Annotated in this window: 31 protein-coding genes; 28 read left to right on the forward strand and 3 right to left on the reverse strand. The window is 38.4% G+C overall.

The genetic code is table 11. The features are described 5' to 3' along the window. Positions 1–14: 14 nt before the first annotated feature. Complete coding sequence (locus tag ACZ5QH_RS04745; protein ID WP_303577126.1) at positions 15–227, reverse strand: hypothetical protein; 213 nt, start codon at positions 225–227, stop codon at positions 15–17. 172 nt (positions 228–399) lie between these two features. Then, entirely contained in the window at positions 400–1119 is a 720-nt protein-coding gene (locus ACZ5QH_RS04750; RefSeq protein WP_303577127.1) for a LexA family transcriptional regulator, read from the reverse strand. Between the two features lie 107 nt (positions 1120–1226). On the opposite strand from ACZ5QH_RS04750, the gene ACZ5QH_RS04755 reads away from it, so the two are divergent. The 23 genes from ACZ5QH_RS04755 to ACZ5QH_RS04865 all read left to right on the forward strand — a co-directional run bounded on the left by ACZ5QH_RS04755 (position 1227) and on the right by ACZ5QH_RS04865 (position 11123). Further along, positions 1227–1415: a hypothetical protein gene (locus tag ACZ5QH_RS04755; protein WP_151959295.1), complete on the forward strand. Its 189-nt coding sequence runs from the start codon at positions 1227–1229 to the stop codon at positions 1413–1415. 10 nt (positions 1416–1425) lie between these two features. Further along, positions 1426–1701 (forward strand): hypothetical protein, encoded by a 276-nt coding sequence (locus ACZ5QH_RS04760; RefSeq protein WP_004817486.1) that lies wholly within the window; start codon positions 1426–1428, stop codon positions 1699–1701. A gap of 46 nt (positions 1702–1747) precedes the next feature. After that, the gene (locus tag ACZ5QH_RS04765; RefSeq protein ID WP_171478360.1) at positions 1748–1906 is read left to right on the forward strand and encodes a hypothetical protein; all 159 of its coding nucleotides are present in this window, start codon (positions 1748–1750) and stop codon (positions 1904–1906) included. Further along, positions 1903–2718 carry a helix-turn-helix domain-containing protein gene (locus ACZ5QH_RS04770; protein ID WP_303577128.1) on the forward strand — a complete coding sequence of 272 codons (816 nt, stop codon included), beginning with the start codon at positions 1903–1905 and terminating at the stop codon, positions 2716–2718. Before ACZ5QH_RS04765 ends, ACZ5QH_RS04770 begins: the two co-directional genes overlap by 4 nt. Then, positions 2715–4079 (forward strand): replicative DNA helicase, encoded by a 1365-nt coding sequence (locus tag ACZ5QH_RS04775; RefSeq protein WP_303577129.1) that lies wholly within the window; start codon positions 2715–2717, stop codon positions 4077–4079. Before ACZ5QH_RS04770 ends, ACZ5QH_RS04775 begins: the two co-directional genes overlap by 4 nt. Further along, positions 4076–4393, forward strand: coding sequence for a hypothetical protein (locus ACZ5QH_RS04780; RefSeq protein WP_303577130.1), 318 nt, complete (start codon positions 4076–4078; stop codon positions 4391–4393). The genes ACZ5QH_RS04775 and ACZ5QH_RS04780 overlap by 4 nt, the downstream gene beginning before the upstream one ends. A 14-nt stretch (positions 4394–4407) precedes the next feature. Continuing rightward, the gene (locus tag ACZ5QH_RS04785; protein ID WP_303577148.1) at positions 4408–5154 is read left to right on the forward strand and encodes a DNA-methyltransferase; all 747 of its coding nucleotides are present in this window, start codon (positions 4408–4410) and stop codon (positions 5152–5154) included. Continuing rightward, the gene (locus tag ACZ5QH_RS04790; protein ID WP_303577131.1) at positions 5151–5825 is read left to right on the forward strand and encodes a hypothetical protein; all 675 of its coding nucleotides are present in this window, start codon (positions 5151–5153) and stop codon (positions 5823–5825) included. Before ACZ5QH_RS04785 ends, ACZ5QH_RS04790 begins: the two co-directional genes overlap by 4 nt. 104 nt (positions 5826–5929) lie before the next feature. Beyond that, positions 5930–6160 (forward strand): hypothetical protein, encoded by a 231-nt coding sequence (locus ACZ5QH_RS04795; protein ID WP_303577132.1) that lies wholly within the window; start codon positions 5930–5932, stop codon positions 6158–6160. Further along, positions 6157–6444 (forward strand): hypothetical protein, encoded by a 288-nt coding sequence (locus ACZ5QH_RS04800; protein ID WP_419361893.1) that lies wholly within the window; start codon positions 6157–6159, stop codon positions 6442–6444. The genes ACZ5QH_RS04795 and ACZ5QH_RS04800 overlap by 4 nt, the downstream gene beginning before the upstream one ends. Further along, the gene (locus ACZ5QH_RS04805; RefSeq protein WP_303577134.1) at positions 6437–6976 is read left to right on the forward strand and encodes a hypothetical protein; all 540 of its coding nucleotides are present in this window, start codon (positions 6437–6439) and stop codon (positions 6974–6976) included. Before ACZ5QH_RS04800 ends, ACZ5QH_RS04805 begins: the two co-directional genes overlap by 8 nt. Beyond that, positions 6963–7358: a hypothetical protein gene (locus ACZ5QH_RS04810; RefSeq protein ID WP_010117779.1), complete on the forward strand. Its 396-nt coding sequence runs from the start codon at positions 6963–6965 to the stop codon at positions 7356–7358. Before ACZ5QH_RS04805 ends, ACZ5QH_RS04810 begins: the two co-directional genes overlap by 14 nt. A gap of 9 nt (positions 7359–7367) precedes the next feature. Further along, the gene (locus tag ACZ5QH_RS04815; protein ID WP_303577135.1) at positions 7368–7802 is read left to right on the forward strand and encodes a hypothetical protein; all 435 of its coding nucleotides are present in this window, start codon (positions 7368–7370) and stop codon (positions 7800–7802) included. 110 nt (positions 7803–7912) lie between these two features. Continuing rightward, on the forward strand, positions 7913–8245 hold the full coding sequence (locus tag ACZ5QH_RS04820; protein ID WP_303577136.1) for a hypothetical protein: 333 nt from the start codon (positions 7913–7915) through the stop codon (positions 8243–8245). Positions 8246–8351: 106 nt separating this feature from the next. Next, entirely contained in the window at positions 8352–9050 is a 699-nt protein-coding gene (locus ACZ5QH_RS04825; RefSeq protein ID WP_303577137.1) for a hypothetical protein, read from the forward strand. 174 nt (positions 9051–9224) lie between these two features. Then, positions 9225–9422: a hypothetical protein gene (locus ACZ5QH_RS04830; protein ID WP_303577138.1), complete on the forward strand. Its 198-nt coding sequence runs from the start codon at positions 9225–9227 to the stop codon at positions 9420–9422. 60 nt (positions 9423–9482) lie between these two features. Next, positions 9483–9698 (forward strand): hypothetical protein, encoded by a 216-nt coding sequence (locus tag ACZ5QH_RS04835; protein ID WP_303577139.1) that lies wholly within the window; start codon positions 9483–9485, stop codon positions 9696–9698. 61 nt (positions 9699–9759) lie between these two features. Next, entirely contained in the window at positions 9760–9927 is a 168-nt protein-coding gene (locus tag ACZ5QH_RS04840) for a hypothetical protein (RefSeq protein WP_303577140.1), read from the forward strand. 1 nt (position 9928) lies between these two features. Beyond that, positions 9929–10099, forward strand: a complete 171-nt coding sequence (locus tag ACZ5QH_RS04845; protein ID WP_303577141.1) for a hypothetical protein — start codon at positions 9929–9931, stop codon at positions 10097–10099. 55 nt (positions 10100–10154) lie between these two features. Then, complete coding sequence (locus tag ACZ5QH_RS04850; RefSeq protein ID WP_004824747.1) at positions 10155–10379, forward strand: hypothetical protein; 225 nt, start codon at positions 10155–10157, stop codon at positions 10377–10379. 154 nt (positions 10380–10533) lie between these two features. Continuing rightward, positions 10534–10689 (forward strand): hypothetical protein, encoded by a 156-nt coding sequence (locus tag ACZ5QH_RS04855; protein ID WP_464016777.1) that lies wholly within the window; start codon positions 10534–10536, stop codon positions 10687–10689. 3 nt (positions 10690–10692) lie between these two features. Further along, positions 10693–10848 carry a hypothetical protein gene (locus ACZ5QH_RS04860; protein WP_303577143.1) on the forward strand — a complete coding sequence of 52 codons (156 nt, stop codon included), beginning with the start codon at positions 10693–10695 and terminating at the stop codon, positions 10846–10848. Between the two features lie 2 nt (positions 10849–10850). Continuing rightward, a complete protein-coding gene (locus tag ACZ5QH_RS04865) occupies positions 10851–11123 on the forward strand; it encodes a hypothetical protein (protein ID WP_303577144.1) in 273 nt (90 codons plus the stop codon). 109 nt (positions 11124–11232) lie between these two features. Here the strand turns inward: ACZ5QH_RS04865 and ACZ5QH_RS04870 are convergent. Continuing rightward, positions 11233–12398, reverse strand: a protein-coding gene (locus tag ACZ5QH_RS04870; RefSeq protein ID WP_085947552.1) for an IS3-like element ISAba21 family transposase whose coding sequence is annotated in 2 segments (ribosomal slippage) — positions 11233–12140 and positions 12140–12398 — 1167 coding nt in all. Because the reading frame shifts where the segments join, the coding sequence is not laid out codon by codon here. 90 nt (positions 12399–12488) lie between these two features. Between ACZ5QH_RS04870 and ACZ5QH_RS04875 the strand changes: the two genes are divergently transcribed. The 5 genes from ACZ5QH_RS04875 to ACZ5QH_RS04895 all read left to right on the forward strand — a co-directional run bounded on the left by ACZ5QH_RS04875 (position 12489) and on the right by ACZ5QH_RS04895 (position 17002). After that, positions 12489–12662 carry an HNH endonuclease gene (locus ACZ5QH_RS04875; RefSeq protein WP_303577914.1) on the forward strand — a complete coding sequence of 58 codons (174 nt, stop codon included), beginning with the start codon at positions 12489–12491 and terminating at the stop codon, positions 12660–12662. A gap of 149 nt (positions 12663–12811) precedes the next feature. Next, the gene (locus ACZ5QH_RS04880; RefSeq protein ID WP_303577887.1) at positions 12812–13351 is read left to right on the forward strand and encodes a terminase small subunit; all 540 of its coding nucleotides are present in this window, start codon (positions 12812–12814) and stop codon (positions 13349–13351) included. 7 nt (positions 13352–13358) lie between these two features. Beyond that, complete coding sequence (locus tag ACZ5QH_RS04885) at positions 13359–15020, forward strand: terminase large subunit (RefSeq protein ID WP_303577888.1); 1662 nt, start codon at positions 13359–13361, stop codon at positions 15018–15020. A 57-nt stretch (positions 15021–15077) separates the two neighbouring features. Next, positions 15078–15674, forward strand: a complete 597-nt coding sequence (locus tag ACZ5QH_RS04890) for an HK97 family phage prohead protease (protein WP_234622628.1) — start codon at positions 15078–15080, stop codon at positions 15672–15674. Continuing rightward, a complete protein-coding gene (locus ACZ5QH_RS04895; protein WP_234622629.1) occupies positions 15671–17002 on the forward strand; it encodes a phage major capsid protein in 1332 nt (443 codons plus the stop codon). The genes ACZ5QH_RS04890 and ACZ5QH_RS04895 overlap by 4 nt, the downstream gene beginning before the upstream one ends. The last annotated feature ends 51 nt before the right edge of the window (positions 17003–17053 follow it).

Here is a 17053-nt window from a genome sequence, read left to right on the forward strand (position 1 = left end):
TTTTTTATTTAAAATTAAAAAGCTTTTTGAAATTGATTGATTAAGCAGATAAAGCATCCGCACTTTTCATCCACTGGATCTTCACCAACTTCTGCAGTTTTTACCGCTTCACCCATTTGCTGATTTAAGCTAGTACCTTCCAAAACGTATTTCTCCATTGCTTGAGCGTGTTCAACTTGACCGCCTGAAAGCTGAAGGAGTTGTAAGCGTAAATTTTGAATTTCCATTTTTGTCTCACTGAGGAGGTTTGTTTGTGTATGAGGTAAATAGTAAACACAGTGTTTACTGTAGTCAAGAGTTTTTATAAACAAATGTTTATTATTTTGTTTTCTTCTTACTAAACAATAGAATAAAAAAAAGACTGCAAATGCAGTCTTTAGAAAACAATATGTTTATTATTTATGGTAATGGGTTTTGAACATTAAAAGCGTAAGCAATAACCTCGAATTCTTGTTCAAAAATATCTTCCATTGATAATATTTCTTCTGGATATTCTTCTTTATTGGCGCTAACTATTCTCACACCGCCCTTTGGCATTCGGTAAAGATACTTAAATTTAAAAAGACCACCATGTGTGATTGCATAAATCTTCCCATCAACAATGCTTGTTCTTCCAATGTCAACATAAACAGTAGCACCATGGTTAATGATAGGTGTCATTGAATAACCAAAAGCTGTCAAAGCATAAGCATTTGAACTTTCAACACCATATTGTCTTAAAGTTGACTTACTTAGACGTAACTTGCGAGTTTCGTTGCCTAATATTTCAGTTAATGAACCAGATCCACAAGAAATTAAAACATCTTTATAAAATGGTATTTCAACTTCATCGTCATCTACTGGTGTGCTTGAATCCCACTCTTCAACTTTACTAATTGAGTAGTCAGATTTAGTGCCTTCACCCTTTAAAATCCAATTAGCAGAAACGTTAAATTTACCTGCTGCTTTTAAAGCACCAGCCTTAGAAATACCACGCTTTTTCCAATTAGTTATTGTTTGCGGTGATTCATCAAGCAACTTAGCTGTTTCTTCTTGATTGAGCCCACTAGCCTCTAAAAGCCTTACTACAGAAGGATGTGTGCCTGTCTCTTGCTTCATCTCTAAAACCAAATTTTCCATTTTTCTCATTATCTCTAAAAGTAAACATTTTGTGTTAAACAAATGAATTGACAATAGTAAACACACCGTTTACTATCAACTAAACAAATGTTTATTAAGAGGCGACTATGTCAATCGAAGCTGACAAAGAAATCCTTTTGAAGCTTGGTGGATCAACCAGAGTGGCTGAGCTGCTTGGTTATAAAGACAAACAAAGGGTTCAAAACTGGATGAAAAGAGGGATTCCATCAAAAGTGAAACTCCAATATCCACATCTTTTCTTAAACCTAAATATTCAACAAAACACTGCTGCATAGGGATAAACCAATGAGCCTTGAAAAAAAATCTACGCATGTGCGCTTATCTCCTGAGAATCACGAACGAGCAAAGGTTTTAGCTGAAATTAAAGGTAAAGACCTTGCTCAATATATGGCCTACCTGCTTGAAAAAGAAATTGCAGGTGAGTGGCATGTACTTAATTTACAAGCTAAATCGTTCGAGCGCTTGGGAGTATCAGCTTTGTTAAGGGATTTAAGTACAGAGGTCGAATTTCGAGAGGGATCCGAAGGGATTCATGGGGATTTAGACATTAAAAAAGCCTGATGGTTTAGGTCAGGCTTCATATATTCAAAACGAGATGGAAATGAATATGCATAAAATTCTAACAGACATTGAGCTACAGCGAAAGATTTATTTATTTCAAAAGGCAGTCGAAGAACACGCTGAAAAGCGCTCACTTCCGACTGCTCAGTCTGTGGCAGTTGCAAAGGCTGAACTATGGGCATTTATACAAGGGGCAAGCGCATGAGCATTGATGCAACGAATTGGGCATGGCGTGCTGATGTTAAAACTTCTCCTCGTCGTGTTGTTCTGCTAAGCCTTGCTGATCGTGCTGGGGATGATCATAAGTGCTTCCCGAGCATCTCAAGATTATCTAAAGATACCTGTCTTGATCGCAAAACCGTGATGAAGGCTTTGGATGATTTACAAAAACTAGGATTCATTTTTCACACAGGTGAAGTGCGTGGAAAAGGTGTAAAAGTTTATCAATTGGTCGGTGTTTATGGTCGTCATGATGAACCGCAAAACATCCCAAGCGATACCAAAAACGGGATAGGTGAAGATGATTCTAACAGTGCCAAAAACGGTACACCAGACCAACCAACCAGTACCAAAAACGGGATAGGTGAAGAGGGTAACCAGTACCAAATTTCCCAACAACCAGTACCAAATTTCCCATTTTGCAGTACCAAAAACGGTACACAGAATCTCTCAGGGAATCTCCCAATGAATCTCTCTTGTCAACACGAGTGGATTCCAAATCAAAATCAATTGATCGGAGTTCTTCAGCAAAAGGGCCATGGTCAAAATTTAAAATTCATTTTTGGATTACCAAGTTTTGAATTTGAGCTTGGAGCATTCAATGCTCATTTCGATGGTCAAGTTTTGTCTGATGCAAAAAAACTCTACAAGTTTGCAAATTGGATTTCTGACAAGTTTGAACGTCACGTGAAATTACATCCTGAGTACATCGAAGTTTCTCAACCTGAACAGCCAGCACAAACAATTCCTACAGACTTCAAAGGTGTACGCAAATCATTCAAGGGGATGGACCAATGATTGAATTATTTTCTATTCCTGTTGAACAAGCGATTTTGTCTACAGTGATTGGTACTGAGCAAGGCATGGACGAATACATCGAGCAAATTGATTCAAGTGATTTCTACGCAGCTCAACACCAAATTATTTGGTCTCATGTGAAATCGCAGTTCGTGAAAGGTGAAGCGTATGACCAGGTGATGATTTGGGAGTTGATTCGTGCTAATGCGATTGAAGTCAAAGCGGTTGATGAGAAATTCATACTCAATCTGATGGGGTGTTACTGTCCTCATTCGCTTTTACCAACGCACCTTAAAAAACTTAAAGATTTTGCGACACGCAGAAAAATTCAGGATGTAAGTAAGCAAATCGGCACTTTGGCGTTGGATATGGTTTCGTACACATCAGAAACCGCTTTAAATCGCGCACAGGCTCTCGTCAGTGGCTTAGAAACAGGTTCGGTAGACAATCGCCTCAAACATGCTCATGAGTTCTCTAAGGACGCAATTAAGGAGTTTTTAGAGCGACATACAGCTTTGCATAACAACACGGCATTTGATGGCGGTATTCGTACTGGATTTTTTGAGCTTGATAACAAGCTCGGTGAAGTTGGCAAAGGTGATTTAGTCATCATCGGTGCACGCCCAAGCATGGGTAAAACCACACTCGCTCAGAACTTTGCAGCTGACATGATGGTCAATCAAGGTTTACCAGTTTTGTTTGTTTCAATCGAGATGTCAGGCAAGCAGATTGCACAGCGGATGATTAGTGGAATTGGTCAGATTGAATTGCGGAAAGTTTTAAGTGGTAAGGCTCAAATTGAGGACTGTGGAAAGATTAATACTGCTGCAATGATCTTAGAAAAAGCACCTTTGATGATTGATGATAATGCTCGTTCAACGACTTCAACGATCCGTAGATCAGCACGAAAAGTACAAGCTGAATATGGGAAAGTTGGTGCGATATTTGTTGATTATATCCAGCGTGTAACTCCACTCACTAAAAATAATTATGGTCGCTCTGACAAAGATATTGGCGAGATTTCAGGGGAATTGAAAAAGATTGCTCGTGATTTTGAATGTCCAGTATTTGCTTTGGCTCAATTAAATCGAAACCTTGAAAACAGACCAAATAAACGTCCCGTAAACGCTGATTTAAAAGAGTCAGGTGATTTAGAGCAGGATGCGGACATCATCATGTTTATCTACCGAGATGAGGTTTACAACAAGGAATCTAAAGAAGTTGGAACAGCTGAAATCATCATTGGTAAAGCACGTAACGGGTCAACTGGAACGGTGAAATTAGCAACTGACTTAGCTCGCTCAACATTTGCAGATTTAAGTCCTGAATATTACGCAATGATGCAAGGGGAGTTGGTATGAATGCGGTTGAGTTTGTGAAAGATCAGGGTTGGGAAAATGCAAAACTCGTGCTTGAGTTGATTCCAACCAGCGTAGTTGAGATTCCTGATAACGAGCTTGGAAAAACTTATAATTTTGAGAAATCAGAACTTATTTTTCTTATTGAAAGCATAAGAATTGTTGAGAGTTGCGGTGGCTTAAAGGCTGCAATAAAAAAATCTAATGATATGTGTGAGGCAATCAATCAAGTTCCATGGCGCAGCTCAATGGAAAAGGAATCAGATAGATTGAAACAAGCCATTCGTGACGTGGAAAGCGTAGGGGGTGGGGTGTGAAAGACTTCAATCTAATGCTTGGTGATTGTCTCGAGCGAATGAAAGAAATCGAGAGTGGTACTGTAGACATGATTCTATGTGACTTGCCATACGGAACAACGTGCTGCAGTTGGGATGCTGTTATCCCATTTGAACCGCTGTGGGCTGAATATGAGAGAGTAATCAAACCGAATGGGGCAATTGTTCTATTTGGCGCTCAACCATTCACAGCAGTACTTGCTTGCTCAAATCTTAAATTGTTTAAGTATGAATGGATTTGGGAAAAGCCAGCTGCGACAGGTTTCTTGAATGCTAAGTTGCAACCACTTCGAGCGCATGAAAATGCATTGGTTTTTTATAAATCACAACCAACGTATAACGCTCAAAAAACTTATGGTCATGAGCGAAAAACAGCAAAAAGAAAGGATATTGGTTCAGAACATTATGGTAAGCAATTAAATATCAAATCATATGATTCTACTGAGCGGTACCCACGTTCAGTACAAGTTTTTAGCAGTAATAAGCAGAAATCAAACTTTCATCCAACACAAAAGCCAGTTGCCCTTTGTGAATTCTTAATTCGCACATACACAAATGACGGTGAGACTGTTTTAGACAACACAATGGGGAGCGGTACCACTGGCGTAGCTTGCGTAAATACTGGTCGTCACTTTATTGGAATTGAGAAAGAAGAAAAGTATTTCGAAATTGCTAAAGAGCGTATTGCATCGGCTGGAATTGAGAAAGAAAGACAGCCTGACTTATTCGAGGTGGCGGTATGAGAACAGGAACCAACAGCGAATCACTTTACATCAAAGATCGTTCAGCTTGGGATTTGTCAGAATTCTTAAGCAGTGGTGGTCAGATCGAACATGTGCCTTATGGTATTTCAAATGAGGTTAAGCAAGAGTTCAATAAATCAAATGCTCAAACGCATATGAAACAAATAATGGGCGCAGCAATCGCAGAGGCTAAATCCAAGAAAGAATTAAAACCTAAGCGAACTAAAACTGAAGCTGAGATTGAAGCAAAAAGACAGAGTGATAAGGAGCGTAAACGAATCAAAGACGCTCAATCACAGGCTGCAAAAAGAAAGGCTAAAGCTGATTTAAGCGCAGAGCAAATATCAATATTCAAAGAGTTTCATTCCAAGGCATCACATGGCGATATCGCATTGCTTGCAAGGTTGACAGGTGTTTCAGCAACCACATTGAAGTCAACCATGTATGGTGAAACTGTGATGAAAAAAGATCGATGGGATGGAGTTAAAAAGCATTTGCTGAGTTTTGATTATTCAATCAATGAAAGCGCAATCAAAGGAAGATTGAAGAAAGAAATCAATGAATTGGATCAAAAAGCATATCGAAAAGCTTATAGGGCTGAATGGCAAAAGGTTCAGAGAGCCAAGCTTAAACAGATAACAGAAAAGTATTGTGGAGTGGTGGCACTATGACAACTATAAACAACCTGACTATTGAGCAGATGAGAGAGATTGTAGAGGGTGCGCCTGATACGGATATGCCTATGCATTACAACATAACAAATGGCGTATGGATAATGACTGGCTATGCAAATCGCTACTTTGTAGATGGTGAGTGGAAGTTGCTCGAAGAAACAAATTTAGGTCAGTTTGAGTTCAAAACGGTTTCAGTTAATGAACTCCGCACCGCCATTGCAGAGCATGACACCACAGACCACGTCACAGACATTCGTAATCACATCTCGCCACGAACAGTTGTTTGGGATTTAGCAGGTGGTGAGGATTGGACAGCGGAGGTGAAAGGATGATGGATGCTAGTGCTGCTAATTACGCTCTAGCGCTTCTAGCGCCTTTAAAGGAAAACAAAGATGGTGGGTTTATGAAAGTAATTAATCAAAGAACTGTCACTTACTTCTTGATCGAAGATGATTCAAATAAAGATCGCGGTGAGATTGAATTTTATGAAGTTGAAGGTGTTTCGCCTGAACATGCAATGGCTCAGAGATCGCTTGGTGAAGGTGAGTATTTAGGGACCTATGAATTAAAACAAAATATACCTGAAGCCATTTTGGAGGCAGAACGTCATGGATAAGCCAAAATCATATAACGAATGGCATTCTTCACTTCAAGGCTTTGAAGGATTGCGTCATGCGAATTGTTGCAAAATTTCTTATGAAGCAGGTCAACAATCCCAACAAGCTGAGCTAGATCGCCTCAACGAGGTTCTAGACGAACGCACAAAGGAATGGTTAGAAGCCATTAAGTTAGGTGCATATTTTCAAGAAGCGGCAAAACCTTTGAAAGATAAGGTTGATCAACTCACTAAAACACTGAGCATAAAATCTAAATTCCTTGAAGATTCCGATGTTACGAATAAATTCTTGAGTGAACAGCTTGAAGAGAAAAAAGGGCGGATTAGAAAGGCAGTAGCTCTTCTAAATGAAATACATAAAAGATCGCTAGATAATCCAGAAGTATGGGATTTGGTTGATGATGTATGGGAAGCCCTACGTGGTAAAGATCAATATACAGAACATCGAACTAAAGCAGAACAACAAATAAATAAAGGCGCTCGACTTACTAATCATCAAATTGATTTAGGTGACAACAATGCAAATTCCTAAAGGGTGGCAAACGCAGAGCAAGCCAGTGGCTAGGTCAGTCCTCAAGCCTAGACAAAAACATGAACCATCACTAGGTGAACGGCTCTTATGTCGTCACCTAGACGCTTTAAAAATCGAATATGTGCAAGAGTTTAAATTTCATCCTGAGCGGAAGTGGAAAGCTGATTTTCGCATTGAGGGCTATCCGATCTTAGTTGAAGTAGAGGGAGGCGTGTTCTCAGGTGGTCGTCATACTCGTGGTAAAGGATATTCAGCAGATTGTGAGAAATACAGTGCAGCGGCAATTCTTGGTTGGGTAGTGATTCGAGGTACTACAGAGCAAGTCAAGAAAGGGATTGTAGTTGGTTGGATCGAAGAAGCGATTAAGAAGTTAAAAGTTTAAGGGGCAATTATGAACGCAGCGGTGAGAATTATGGATTGGTCTAAATACACAATTGATGGATGGCTTGAGCAATTTGGCGCTTGGTGTGAAACCGCTCGTTTGAAAGGTGGTGAATTGCCTGATGGTCTACATGTCAACCAGATCTATTGGTTGATTCGTGAAGCTGATAAAACGCCACGTAACTCGAAGTGTTATATCCGTTGTGAAATTAGTGACTATGAGGCAGAGCAGGTACAGGCGTTGCTGAGAGGTATTTTTAAGAGTGATTCAGTGGATTATCAGGTTAAGTATGCAGTGATGTGCTTAATCAAGCACAAGGTTGAGAATCGTAGTCTAAGTGCAGTGGCCGAGATTACCAATCAATCTAAACAAATGACTCACACAATGATCAGCTGTGCGAAGTTTTCCATTCATTCTCGTGATAACCGCATGAAGATTGGATAGATATTGACTGGTCGACCGCAATATGGCATATTTCTGTTATAGTGGACGAAGTTATGGTAATCCACTAGATAAACCTCGCATTGCGGGGTTTTGTTTTGAGTAAAAAGAATATGAAAATAATAATCTTCCTTTTAATGCTTATCCCTGCTTTTGCTCATGCAAATTATTGTGAAAATATTGCTCAATTTCATGTGCTTTCGGCATTTTGGAAAATTGATGGTATTCCTAAAGAAGTTGCATTAGAAAGAGTTAAAGGGTTAGAAGTCTTATATTCAGATTTAGAGTCGGGGAAAAACCAAACCAAAGAATTTACTGAAATGGTTGAAGATACCTATAATAATGATTACTTTAAAATCAAAGATCAGGATATTTCTGGGTACACATCTAACATGACATATGGCTATGCGACAATATTAGCAACATGTTTGGCTGAACACCCGTAATTAACTCAAAAATTAAAGGCGCTTAGGCGTCTTTTTTTAAATAAATTCTTGCATTTATGCATTTAATTTTTTAAAAATACAATAAATTTTACATCTACCCTAAAAAATGAAAAAAATTGATCTATTGAAGATTATTACAACAAATGCAACCAAAACTGTCGCTGATAGTATAACTACTGATTTTATGATCTCAGGAGGATCATTAGCTGTAGGAAATATTGCTAGTGGCATATTGAATACTTACTCAGAAATTAAAGAGCAAGCTAAACAAGCTCAAGATGCATTATATTATTTTCAAATAAAAACATTTCTGGAAACTGCAGATTTAGATAGCGATGAAGTTAATGACTTCCTAAATAAAAATCCAAACAATATGCGTTTAGGTCTTGAAGTTTTCAAAATACTTGAATCAACTATACAAGAAAAGCAAGCAGTATATATTGCCAAAGCATTTAAATTGTATGTAAAAGAGAAAATTAATGAACTTAAATTAAATGAATATTTCCATCTGATTAAGCAATTAGATAGCCATATAATTTTTGAGATTGAAAATGATCTAGAATTATACAAAGTGAACCAAACTTATGGGCTTTATGGATTGCCAACTATGGATAGTCAAGCAAGTATTGCACAGTTTATATCCATAGGTGCGCCAAAAAGTTATATATTTCAAAAAATTGGATTTGTTAGCACTAAGCCTAAAGAGATGGTAAATGATTACAGTGGAAGTCTTAAACCACAAACAATCTATGAGAGAACTGGATTATATCTTGATTTTTATATAGATTTAATTACAAGTGATTAAATACCAACTACTTCAATGGTGGTTTTTATTGGAGGAATCTATGCTCCGAATAAAACAAATCTTCTGCCGTCACGTTTGGGAATATTCAGATTTCTTTACAGTGAGAGAGTGTCGGAAGTGTGGGAAGGTGGTTGATGTGGTATAATCAGATCAAATAAAAAACTGGTTAGAACTATGGATAATCAAGATATTGTTTCTAGATTTGGCGGTAGAGATAAGGTTATTGAAGCCACTCAAAAGGCTATTGGCATTGATGACGTTTACTGTTTTGAATTAGATAAATGGTTCACACAAAGATACTGGGAAGCGAAGATGAAAGATGCTTATCAGGGTGTGACACTAAGAGAATTAGCAATAGCTGCAAAAGTTTAATAAGTTATGTAATTAAGCCCCACACTGTTGGGGTTTTTTAATGCCTAGAGGAAAGTGTAGATGTGGATCAAAGACAAATCAATTAAACCTGTGCCAAATTCTTGGGCAGTAATTGCAATTCGTGTAGATGAAGAATCTATCGATTATCACACAGCTATTTTTAATGTATCTGGTGTGGAAGGTGACAATACATTTGTTCTTGCTAATGATGATATTGGTCAAGTTTTTGAGTTAGATCAAATTGAAGCATATCAACCATTTGAACGATTAAATTAAGACCTTTAGCTACGTTTCCTTTGCCCCGAAAGGGGTTTTATTTTGTCTTGGAGAAAGTGGGATGAATTTTAAAAGATCAACATTAGTATTTATCACACTGATCATTCAGACATTGATTATTGCAGGAATGATTCATCTTCAATCTTATGATGTGGCAAAGATGCTTATTTGTGGCTTTTTATTTGCTGATGTTTGTGGTGCCTTGGCTTGGGTTGTGGAGGATTACTAGAATGGACAAAACCGAAGCTCTAAGCAATCTCAAGCGATATGAATCAGAGATCAGTAAATATCAAAGCTTATCTCGTGGCCTTATGACTCGTGATGAAATGATTGTTATCGATCGAAAGATTAGTCAGTTAAAAGATAGATCAAAAGCTATTAGAGGTATGTTGAGTGATTGATCTTACTTGGATAAGTTGATAATTTATTGTTTCTAAATTAATTATAGAGATAATAATGAAATCAAAACAATATATCTTATTAAATATTTGTGGAGATAAATTTGGATTCTCAGATATAAGTAATAGCGGGAATCTAGAACTTTATCTATCTGGTCAAGAATATGATAAGTCGTCTTATGAATTTGAATCTGCAAGTATTATTCTTATATTTGAAGCCAACTTAGAAGATGACATAAAAGAGATGATCCATAAATCCTTTCGTAAGCAGTTAGTTGGTTAATAACTAAACCTCCTTCGGGAGGTTTTTTATTGGGTGCAGATTATGACATGCCAAGGCTGTGAACAACGTCGAGAATGGATAAGGAAGCAAAGTGAACGAGCAAAAGAACGAATGCGGTTGTGCTTGCAGCGCCTTACTGGTCAAGCTGGTAGAGATGAACAATCAAGTGATGCAACAAAGCAACAAACTAATCGAACAGAACAATCAACTCATTCAGATCAACAACGAACAGGCAGCACAGATTAATCACTTGCTTGAGCATTTGGATTTGGAAGGTGAGAGTGAGAGTTCTGGGTATTTGGATGGGTGAGAGATGAATAACGATGAATTATTAGAGGCGCTTGAATCAGTTGCTAATTTCATGCGCGGTATGGGATTGGATCCACGAATTCCATATGACACTAAAGAGGCACTGAAAGAACGTGCTTCGAATATTGATGATTTGGTTGGTAAGTATTTGGATGGGTGACTATGGCTATTCATGTTAAAGAGGTACATCAAAAGCAAATCAATGCACATCTAAGTGATGCTGAAACAAAGCAGGCAATCTTAGAGTATGTGTTAAGGCAACACGATATTGGTGATGCTGAATATAAACATAGAACTTTTATAACCAGTAATCTTCATTCAACAGGCAATAGTTATGAAGGTCGCTGTGAAATCACAATTGAATTGGCTGGTGATAATGAAGCTTCAACGACTCCAAACCAAGCTACAGACAATCAATTCCAAACTAAAGAATGAATTAAGAACTTCATGGCGTGATGGTAAATCATCTACTCAACGTGGCTATGGTTATAAGTGGCAAAAGTGATATGTGCTGAATTAGCAGGAGACTTTCACTTGGGATATGCTAGGCAGCTAACCGATAAAAGTTCTCTGCTATTTGATTTGGCGTTTTAAAATCCAAACTCTTTTGAATTCTTCGCTGATTATAAAATAACACAATGTATTTTGTAATATCTGCTTTAGCTTCATCTCTGGTTTTATAGTTGCAATGATGCACTAATTCATTCTTGAGTATGCCCCAGAAACTTTCAATCGGTGCATTATCGTAACAGTCCCCACGTTTGCTCATTGAACCTTGAAAATCACATTTTTCCAGTATCTTTCGATATTCATGGCTGCAATATTGGCTGCCTCTGTCCGAATGAATAATTAAGCCTTTCGTTGGTTTTTGATTACGAATCGCCATAGTCAGTGCATTGCAAACAAGTTGTGCGGTCATACGCTCATTTAAGCTATAGCCAACCACTTGTTTCGTGTACAGGTCTTTTACTGCTGCCAAGTATAACCAACCTTCAGCAGTCCAAATGTATGTAATATCGCTTGACCATGCAAGATTGGGCTTAGTCATTGAAAACTGTTGCTCTAGTAAATTTGCGTAGATCGCTCGATTATGATCACTCTTCGTAGTTCTTTTGAAACGCTTATGACGCTTACAATACAGCTGGTTGAGCTTTTTTATTTGACGTACAGCATACGTACTGATTTTGATACCTTGCGCTTGTAAATGCTTAGTTAATCGAATATAGCCATAGCTTTGTTTAGTTTCCTCATGAGCTATTTTGACCAAAATTGTCTGTTGATTTCGCTGAACCAATCTTTTATTCATGCCTCGTTTTAGCCAATCATAAAATCGTGACACTGAAACGTGAAGTAATCTAGCCATAAAGCTAATCGGGAATAAATATCTTTGCTGTTTCATATAGGCGTACCTTACTGACTTTCTTTCGCAAAGTACGCTGCTGCCTTTTTTAGAAATTCACGTTCCATTTCAGCTGTTTTGAGCTGTTGTTTGAGCTTTTTATTTTCTTCGAGTAAGGCATTTAGATCAGGTGAATATTGTTTAGTGCCTGCTAAGGTGCCAGTCTTTGCTTTATTATTCCAATTTGAAAGAGTTTGCATTGAAATGCCAAGTTGTCTGGCTGTTTCCGATACATTGCCTTGATTGGCTTCAATCAATTTTATTGCTTCAACTTTAAATTCTGCGGTGTAAGTCTTCTGTTTCTTGCTCATGGTAAACTCCTGATGAGTGTCTATAGTTTACCAAGTTAAAACCTCCTGTTTTCTCAGCACACATCAAAGTATCGCTTGAAGTTTTTACAGTTGAATCCTCTCTGTATTTATTGTGAAAGACTTGGACAGGTTACAGAAGCGACTGTAGTGGACCATATCAAGCCACATAAGGGTGATAAGCAATTGTTTTGGGATACCACGAACCATCAAAGCTTATGTGCATCATGCCACAGCTCAGTGAAACAATCTGAGGAAAATCAATAACCTAATAAGAAGTGTTCTCATGTTGTGGGGGGAGGTAAAATCTTGAAATGTTTAAAAATTTCTAGACCACCCACCATCTCATTTACAAAAAAAATTCTGTTTTCAAAAAAAGTTAATCAAAAAGTTAACTCAAAAGTTAAAGGTGAATTATGTCATTAACTGCAAAAATGAGAAAATTTGCTCAGGCTGTAGTTAGTGGTCTAAGCAATAAAGATTCTGCAATTACAGCAGGTTATGCAGAAAAAACAGCAGCACAAGCAGGGGCAAAACTTGCTAAAAACCCCGACATTATCAGCTATATCGAAAAGTTAAAGGCTGACAAAAAGTTAACTTCTGACACTCAAAAAGTTAAAGCTGAGAAAGAAAAAGTTAAAGCTGAAAACTTTGTTGAAGTTGTGAGTGTTGAGCGCATTGAACCCGAAGTTGAACAGGCGAATGGTCAATTTGTTGGGCGAGATGATATTGCCATAGGTGGTATTGATGATCCGCTTGAGTACTTAAAAACAATCTGGACAGATAAAAATGAAGATCCAGATTTAAGACTTAAAGCAGCGCAAGCGGCTATGCCTTATGTGCACGGAAAAGTTGGTACCAAGGGTAAAAAAGAATCTCAAAAAGATGAAGCAAGAGATATTGCTGGCGGTGCAGGTAAGTTTGCAACTAGGGCGGCACGAAAACGATATAGTTAGGTGATTTATGGAATGGACAACTTCTTGCAAAGATTGGGAAAAGAAGATTGTCAAAGGTCAATCCTTAATTCCATGTAAGCCGCTGTTTGAAGATGAAGCCGAAATGGCTTTAGATGTTTTTAAAAGCTTGATTGTCACTGATGTTATGGGTCAGCCCACAATGGGTGAAATTACAAGACCTTGGGTATTTGAATTCGTATCTGCAATCTTTGGTGCTTATAGTGAGGATGAAAGTCGTAGACTGATCACTGAGTTTTTCCTACTTATCCCTAAGAAGAACTCTAAATCAACGTTGGCAGCATTCATCATGCTTACGGCCTTGATTATGAATGATCGTCAAGCCGCAGAACTCATTATTTTGGCACCGACCAAAGAAGTTGCAGACAATAGTTATGTGCCAATTCGTGAAGCGATTAATGCTGATCCTGAATTAAAATCACTCTTAAATATTTCAGAATTTACAAAAACAATTACACACAGGAATACCAATGCCACCTTGAAAGTCGTAGCTGCTGAATCTAATACAGTTGGTGGTAAAAAGGCGTCATGGATTCTAATTGATGAGCTTCATTTGTTCCAAAAGAATTCAGGCGCTGCTGCTATGTTTCGTGAAGCAACAGGTGGTTTAGCGAGTCGTCCTGAAGGTTGTGTGATTTACTTAACAACACAATCAAGTGAAGTGCCTTGTGGTGTATTCAAACAAAAATTGGATTATGCGCGTGATATAAGAGATGGAATCAAAGAGAACAGAAAATTTCTACCTTTGATTTATGAGTTTCCAAAGAAAATGATTGAGGATGAAGAACATCTAAATCCTGAAAACTTTCATATTCCCAATCCGAACTATGGTTCTTCTGTAGATCCAGAACAGCTAAAAGATGACTTTGAACAATCTAAAGATTCAGATGAGGAAAATTTCCGAGATTTTCTAGCCAAGCGTTTAAATGTCGAAATAGGCATGAGCCTTCGTGCAAATCGGTGGGCAGGCGCTGAGTTTTGGTTACAGCAATCTAAAAAATTCACTTTAGATGAGCTTATAGATCAATCCGATGTTATTACCATCGGAGTAGATGGCGGTGGATTGGATGATTTATTGGGCTATGCTGTGCTGGGTCGCTTAAAATCCAATCCACGTATTTGGTGGTTACGAAATCATGCATGGGCGAATACAGTCGCGTTAGATCGAAGAAAAAGCATTAATCCAAAGTACAGAGATTTTGAGGATGAAGGCAGCTTAACCATTGTTGACAAGATTGGTGATGATATTGATCAACTTGGCATGATTGCTAAAAAAGTTTTCGATAGTGGAAAACTTTACAAGATGGGCTTGGACAAAGAGGGTATGGGTGGGTTGGTTGATGGCTTATTAGAAGCTGGAATACCAGAAGATTATCTTGTTGCTGTGCCGCAAGGGTATAGATTAATGGGGTATATACACACAACCGAAAGAAAGCTTGCAGAGGGGTATTTGTGGCACGCTGGACAGGATCTTATGACTTGGGCGGTAGGTAATGCTAGAGTTGTTATGATTGGAAACGGTATGCGTATAACAAAGCAAGAATCAGGTGTAGGAAAGATAGACCCTTTGATTGCGACATTTAATGCTGTGGCTTTGATGAGTATGAATCCTGAACCAGTCCAAAAAGAATATAACGTTTTTTTCTTTTAAATAAATCCAACTCAATAACCGCCTTAATTGGCGGTTTTTCATTTTAAGGAGAGCCAGATGCCAGCTCTAAAAAAATCATTTGGCTCTTTTGAAATCAAAAGCACAAATGATGAAAAGCGAACCTTCAAAGGTATAGCAAGCACACCTAATTCAGATCGAGCAAAAGACATCATGGTTCCAAGTGGTGCCAAGTTTGAATTGCCACTGCCATTACTTTTTCATCATGAACATAGTGCACCAATTGGTCAGGTAATTGATGCCAAAGTCACAGATAAAGGCATTGAAGTTGAAATTCATCTTCCTGAAATTGCTGAAGAAGGCAACTTAAAAGCCCGAGTCGATGAAGCCTATCAAAGCCTTAAATATGGATTAGTCAAAGGTTTATCTGTTGGCTTCTTGGCTGATTGGGAACAAGCCGAATTCATCAAAGGTGGTGGCATCCAATTCAACGATTGGGAGTGGTACGAGCTTTCACTTGTGACTATCCCATGCAATCGCGAGAGTGCAACAGATTATTCAAAAGCTTTCGAGGAATACAAAGCCGCGTTGGGCGAACAACCTCAGAAAACCGTTTCAGATGGCGATTCATCTGAGCAAAAACACGTAATTGTAAAACTTAATAGCCCAACAAAGGGTGGAGTAAAATTAGTATGAATAAATATTTAAAACAACTTCTTGATGCTTTGGCTGCTAAGAATCTTGAAAAGCAGAACATTGTCACTAAAGCGTTGGATGGTGGTTCAACACCAGGTGAAGAAGATGAAAAGCAAATTGAAGCGATAGACGCTGAAATTGCGACTATTCAGAAAAACATTGATCGTGTAAAAGATATGATCAAGCAATCCGAACAAGCTGCTCAAACCGCTACACCAGTGGCAGGTGCCAATCCTGAAGAAGCAGCAAATTCTGCTGGCGGAAATCCAAATCCTAAAAAAGCTGTAATTGAAGTTTCGTCAAATCTTCCAAAAGGCGTTCCGTTCGCTCAATTTGCCCGAGCAAAAATGCTTGCATGCCATGAACAAAAGCAAGGCAACATTCTTACAGTTGTGGAAGCCGCCAAACAACTTGGTTATAGCCAAGACACGATTCAGTACATTGAAAAAGCAACACTTGGTACAACGACTGATGCTGGATTTGCAGCGCCTTTAGTCCAACAAGATACATATAAGGGTGATTTCCTTGAATTGCTTCGCAATGCAACAATTTTCGATAAATTGAAAGGTTTTCGCTCTGTTCCATTCAATGTGAAAATTAATGGCCAATTAACGGGTGGCACCGCATCTTGGGTGGGTGAAGGTCAGAAAAAACCTTTAACCAATCCAACATTTGGCAGTATTGAAATCAAAGAGCATAAACTTGCTGCAATCACTGTGTACACGCAAGAGCTTCTTCGTCGTGCAGATCCTGCAATTGACCAACTTGTGTTAAATGATTTGATTGAAGCGAGCAAAGTTCTAATTGATACAACTTTCCTTGGTGCACAAGCTCAAACAGATGTTACACCTGCAGGCATCTTGAATGGGGTGACTGCAATTGAACCATCAGGCACAAGTGGCGCTCAAATTGAAGCTGATTTGCTAAAACTTATCACCACGTTCGTTGCTGCGAATCTTACCACCGATAATGCATATTTCCTTATGAGTGAAACACGTGCAATGCAGTATGCTTTGCTTCGTGATCCTTTAGGGAATACATATTTTAACGGAATGACCTTTGCTGGTGCTGCACGTTCACTTCTTGGTATTCCAGTCATCACCTCACAGTCTATTGGTGACAAAGTTATTCTTGTGAAAATGAGTGAATTGCTTGTTGCTCAAGATGGCGGTGTTGATGTGGCTTACAGTGATCAAGCAACATTGGTTGATGGATCTACGACTCACAACTTATGGCAAGAAAACAAATTTGCCATTCGTGTAGAGAAGTTCATCACGTGGGCTAAACGTCGTGCAATTGCGGCAGCCTATATCGATTACACGCCTTAATCGATAATGATTAAACAAAACAGCTCCTTAATTGGGGCTGTTTTCATATCT

The sequence above is a fragment of the Acinetobacter sp. Ac8 genome (genome assembly GCF_055392545.1).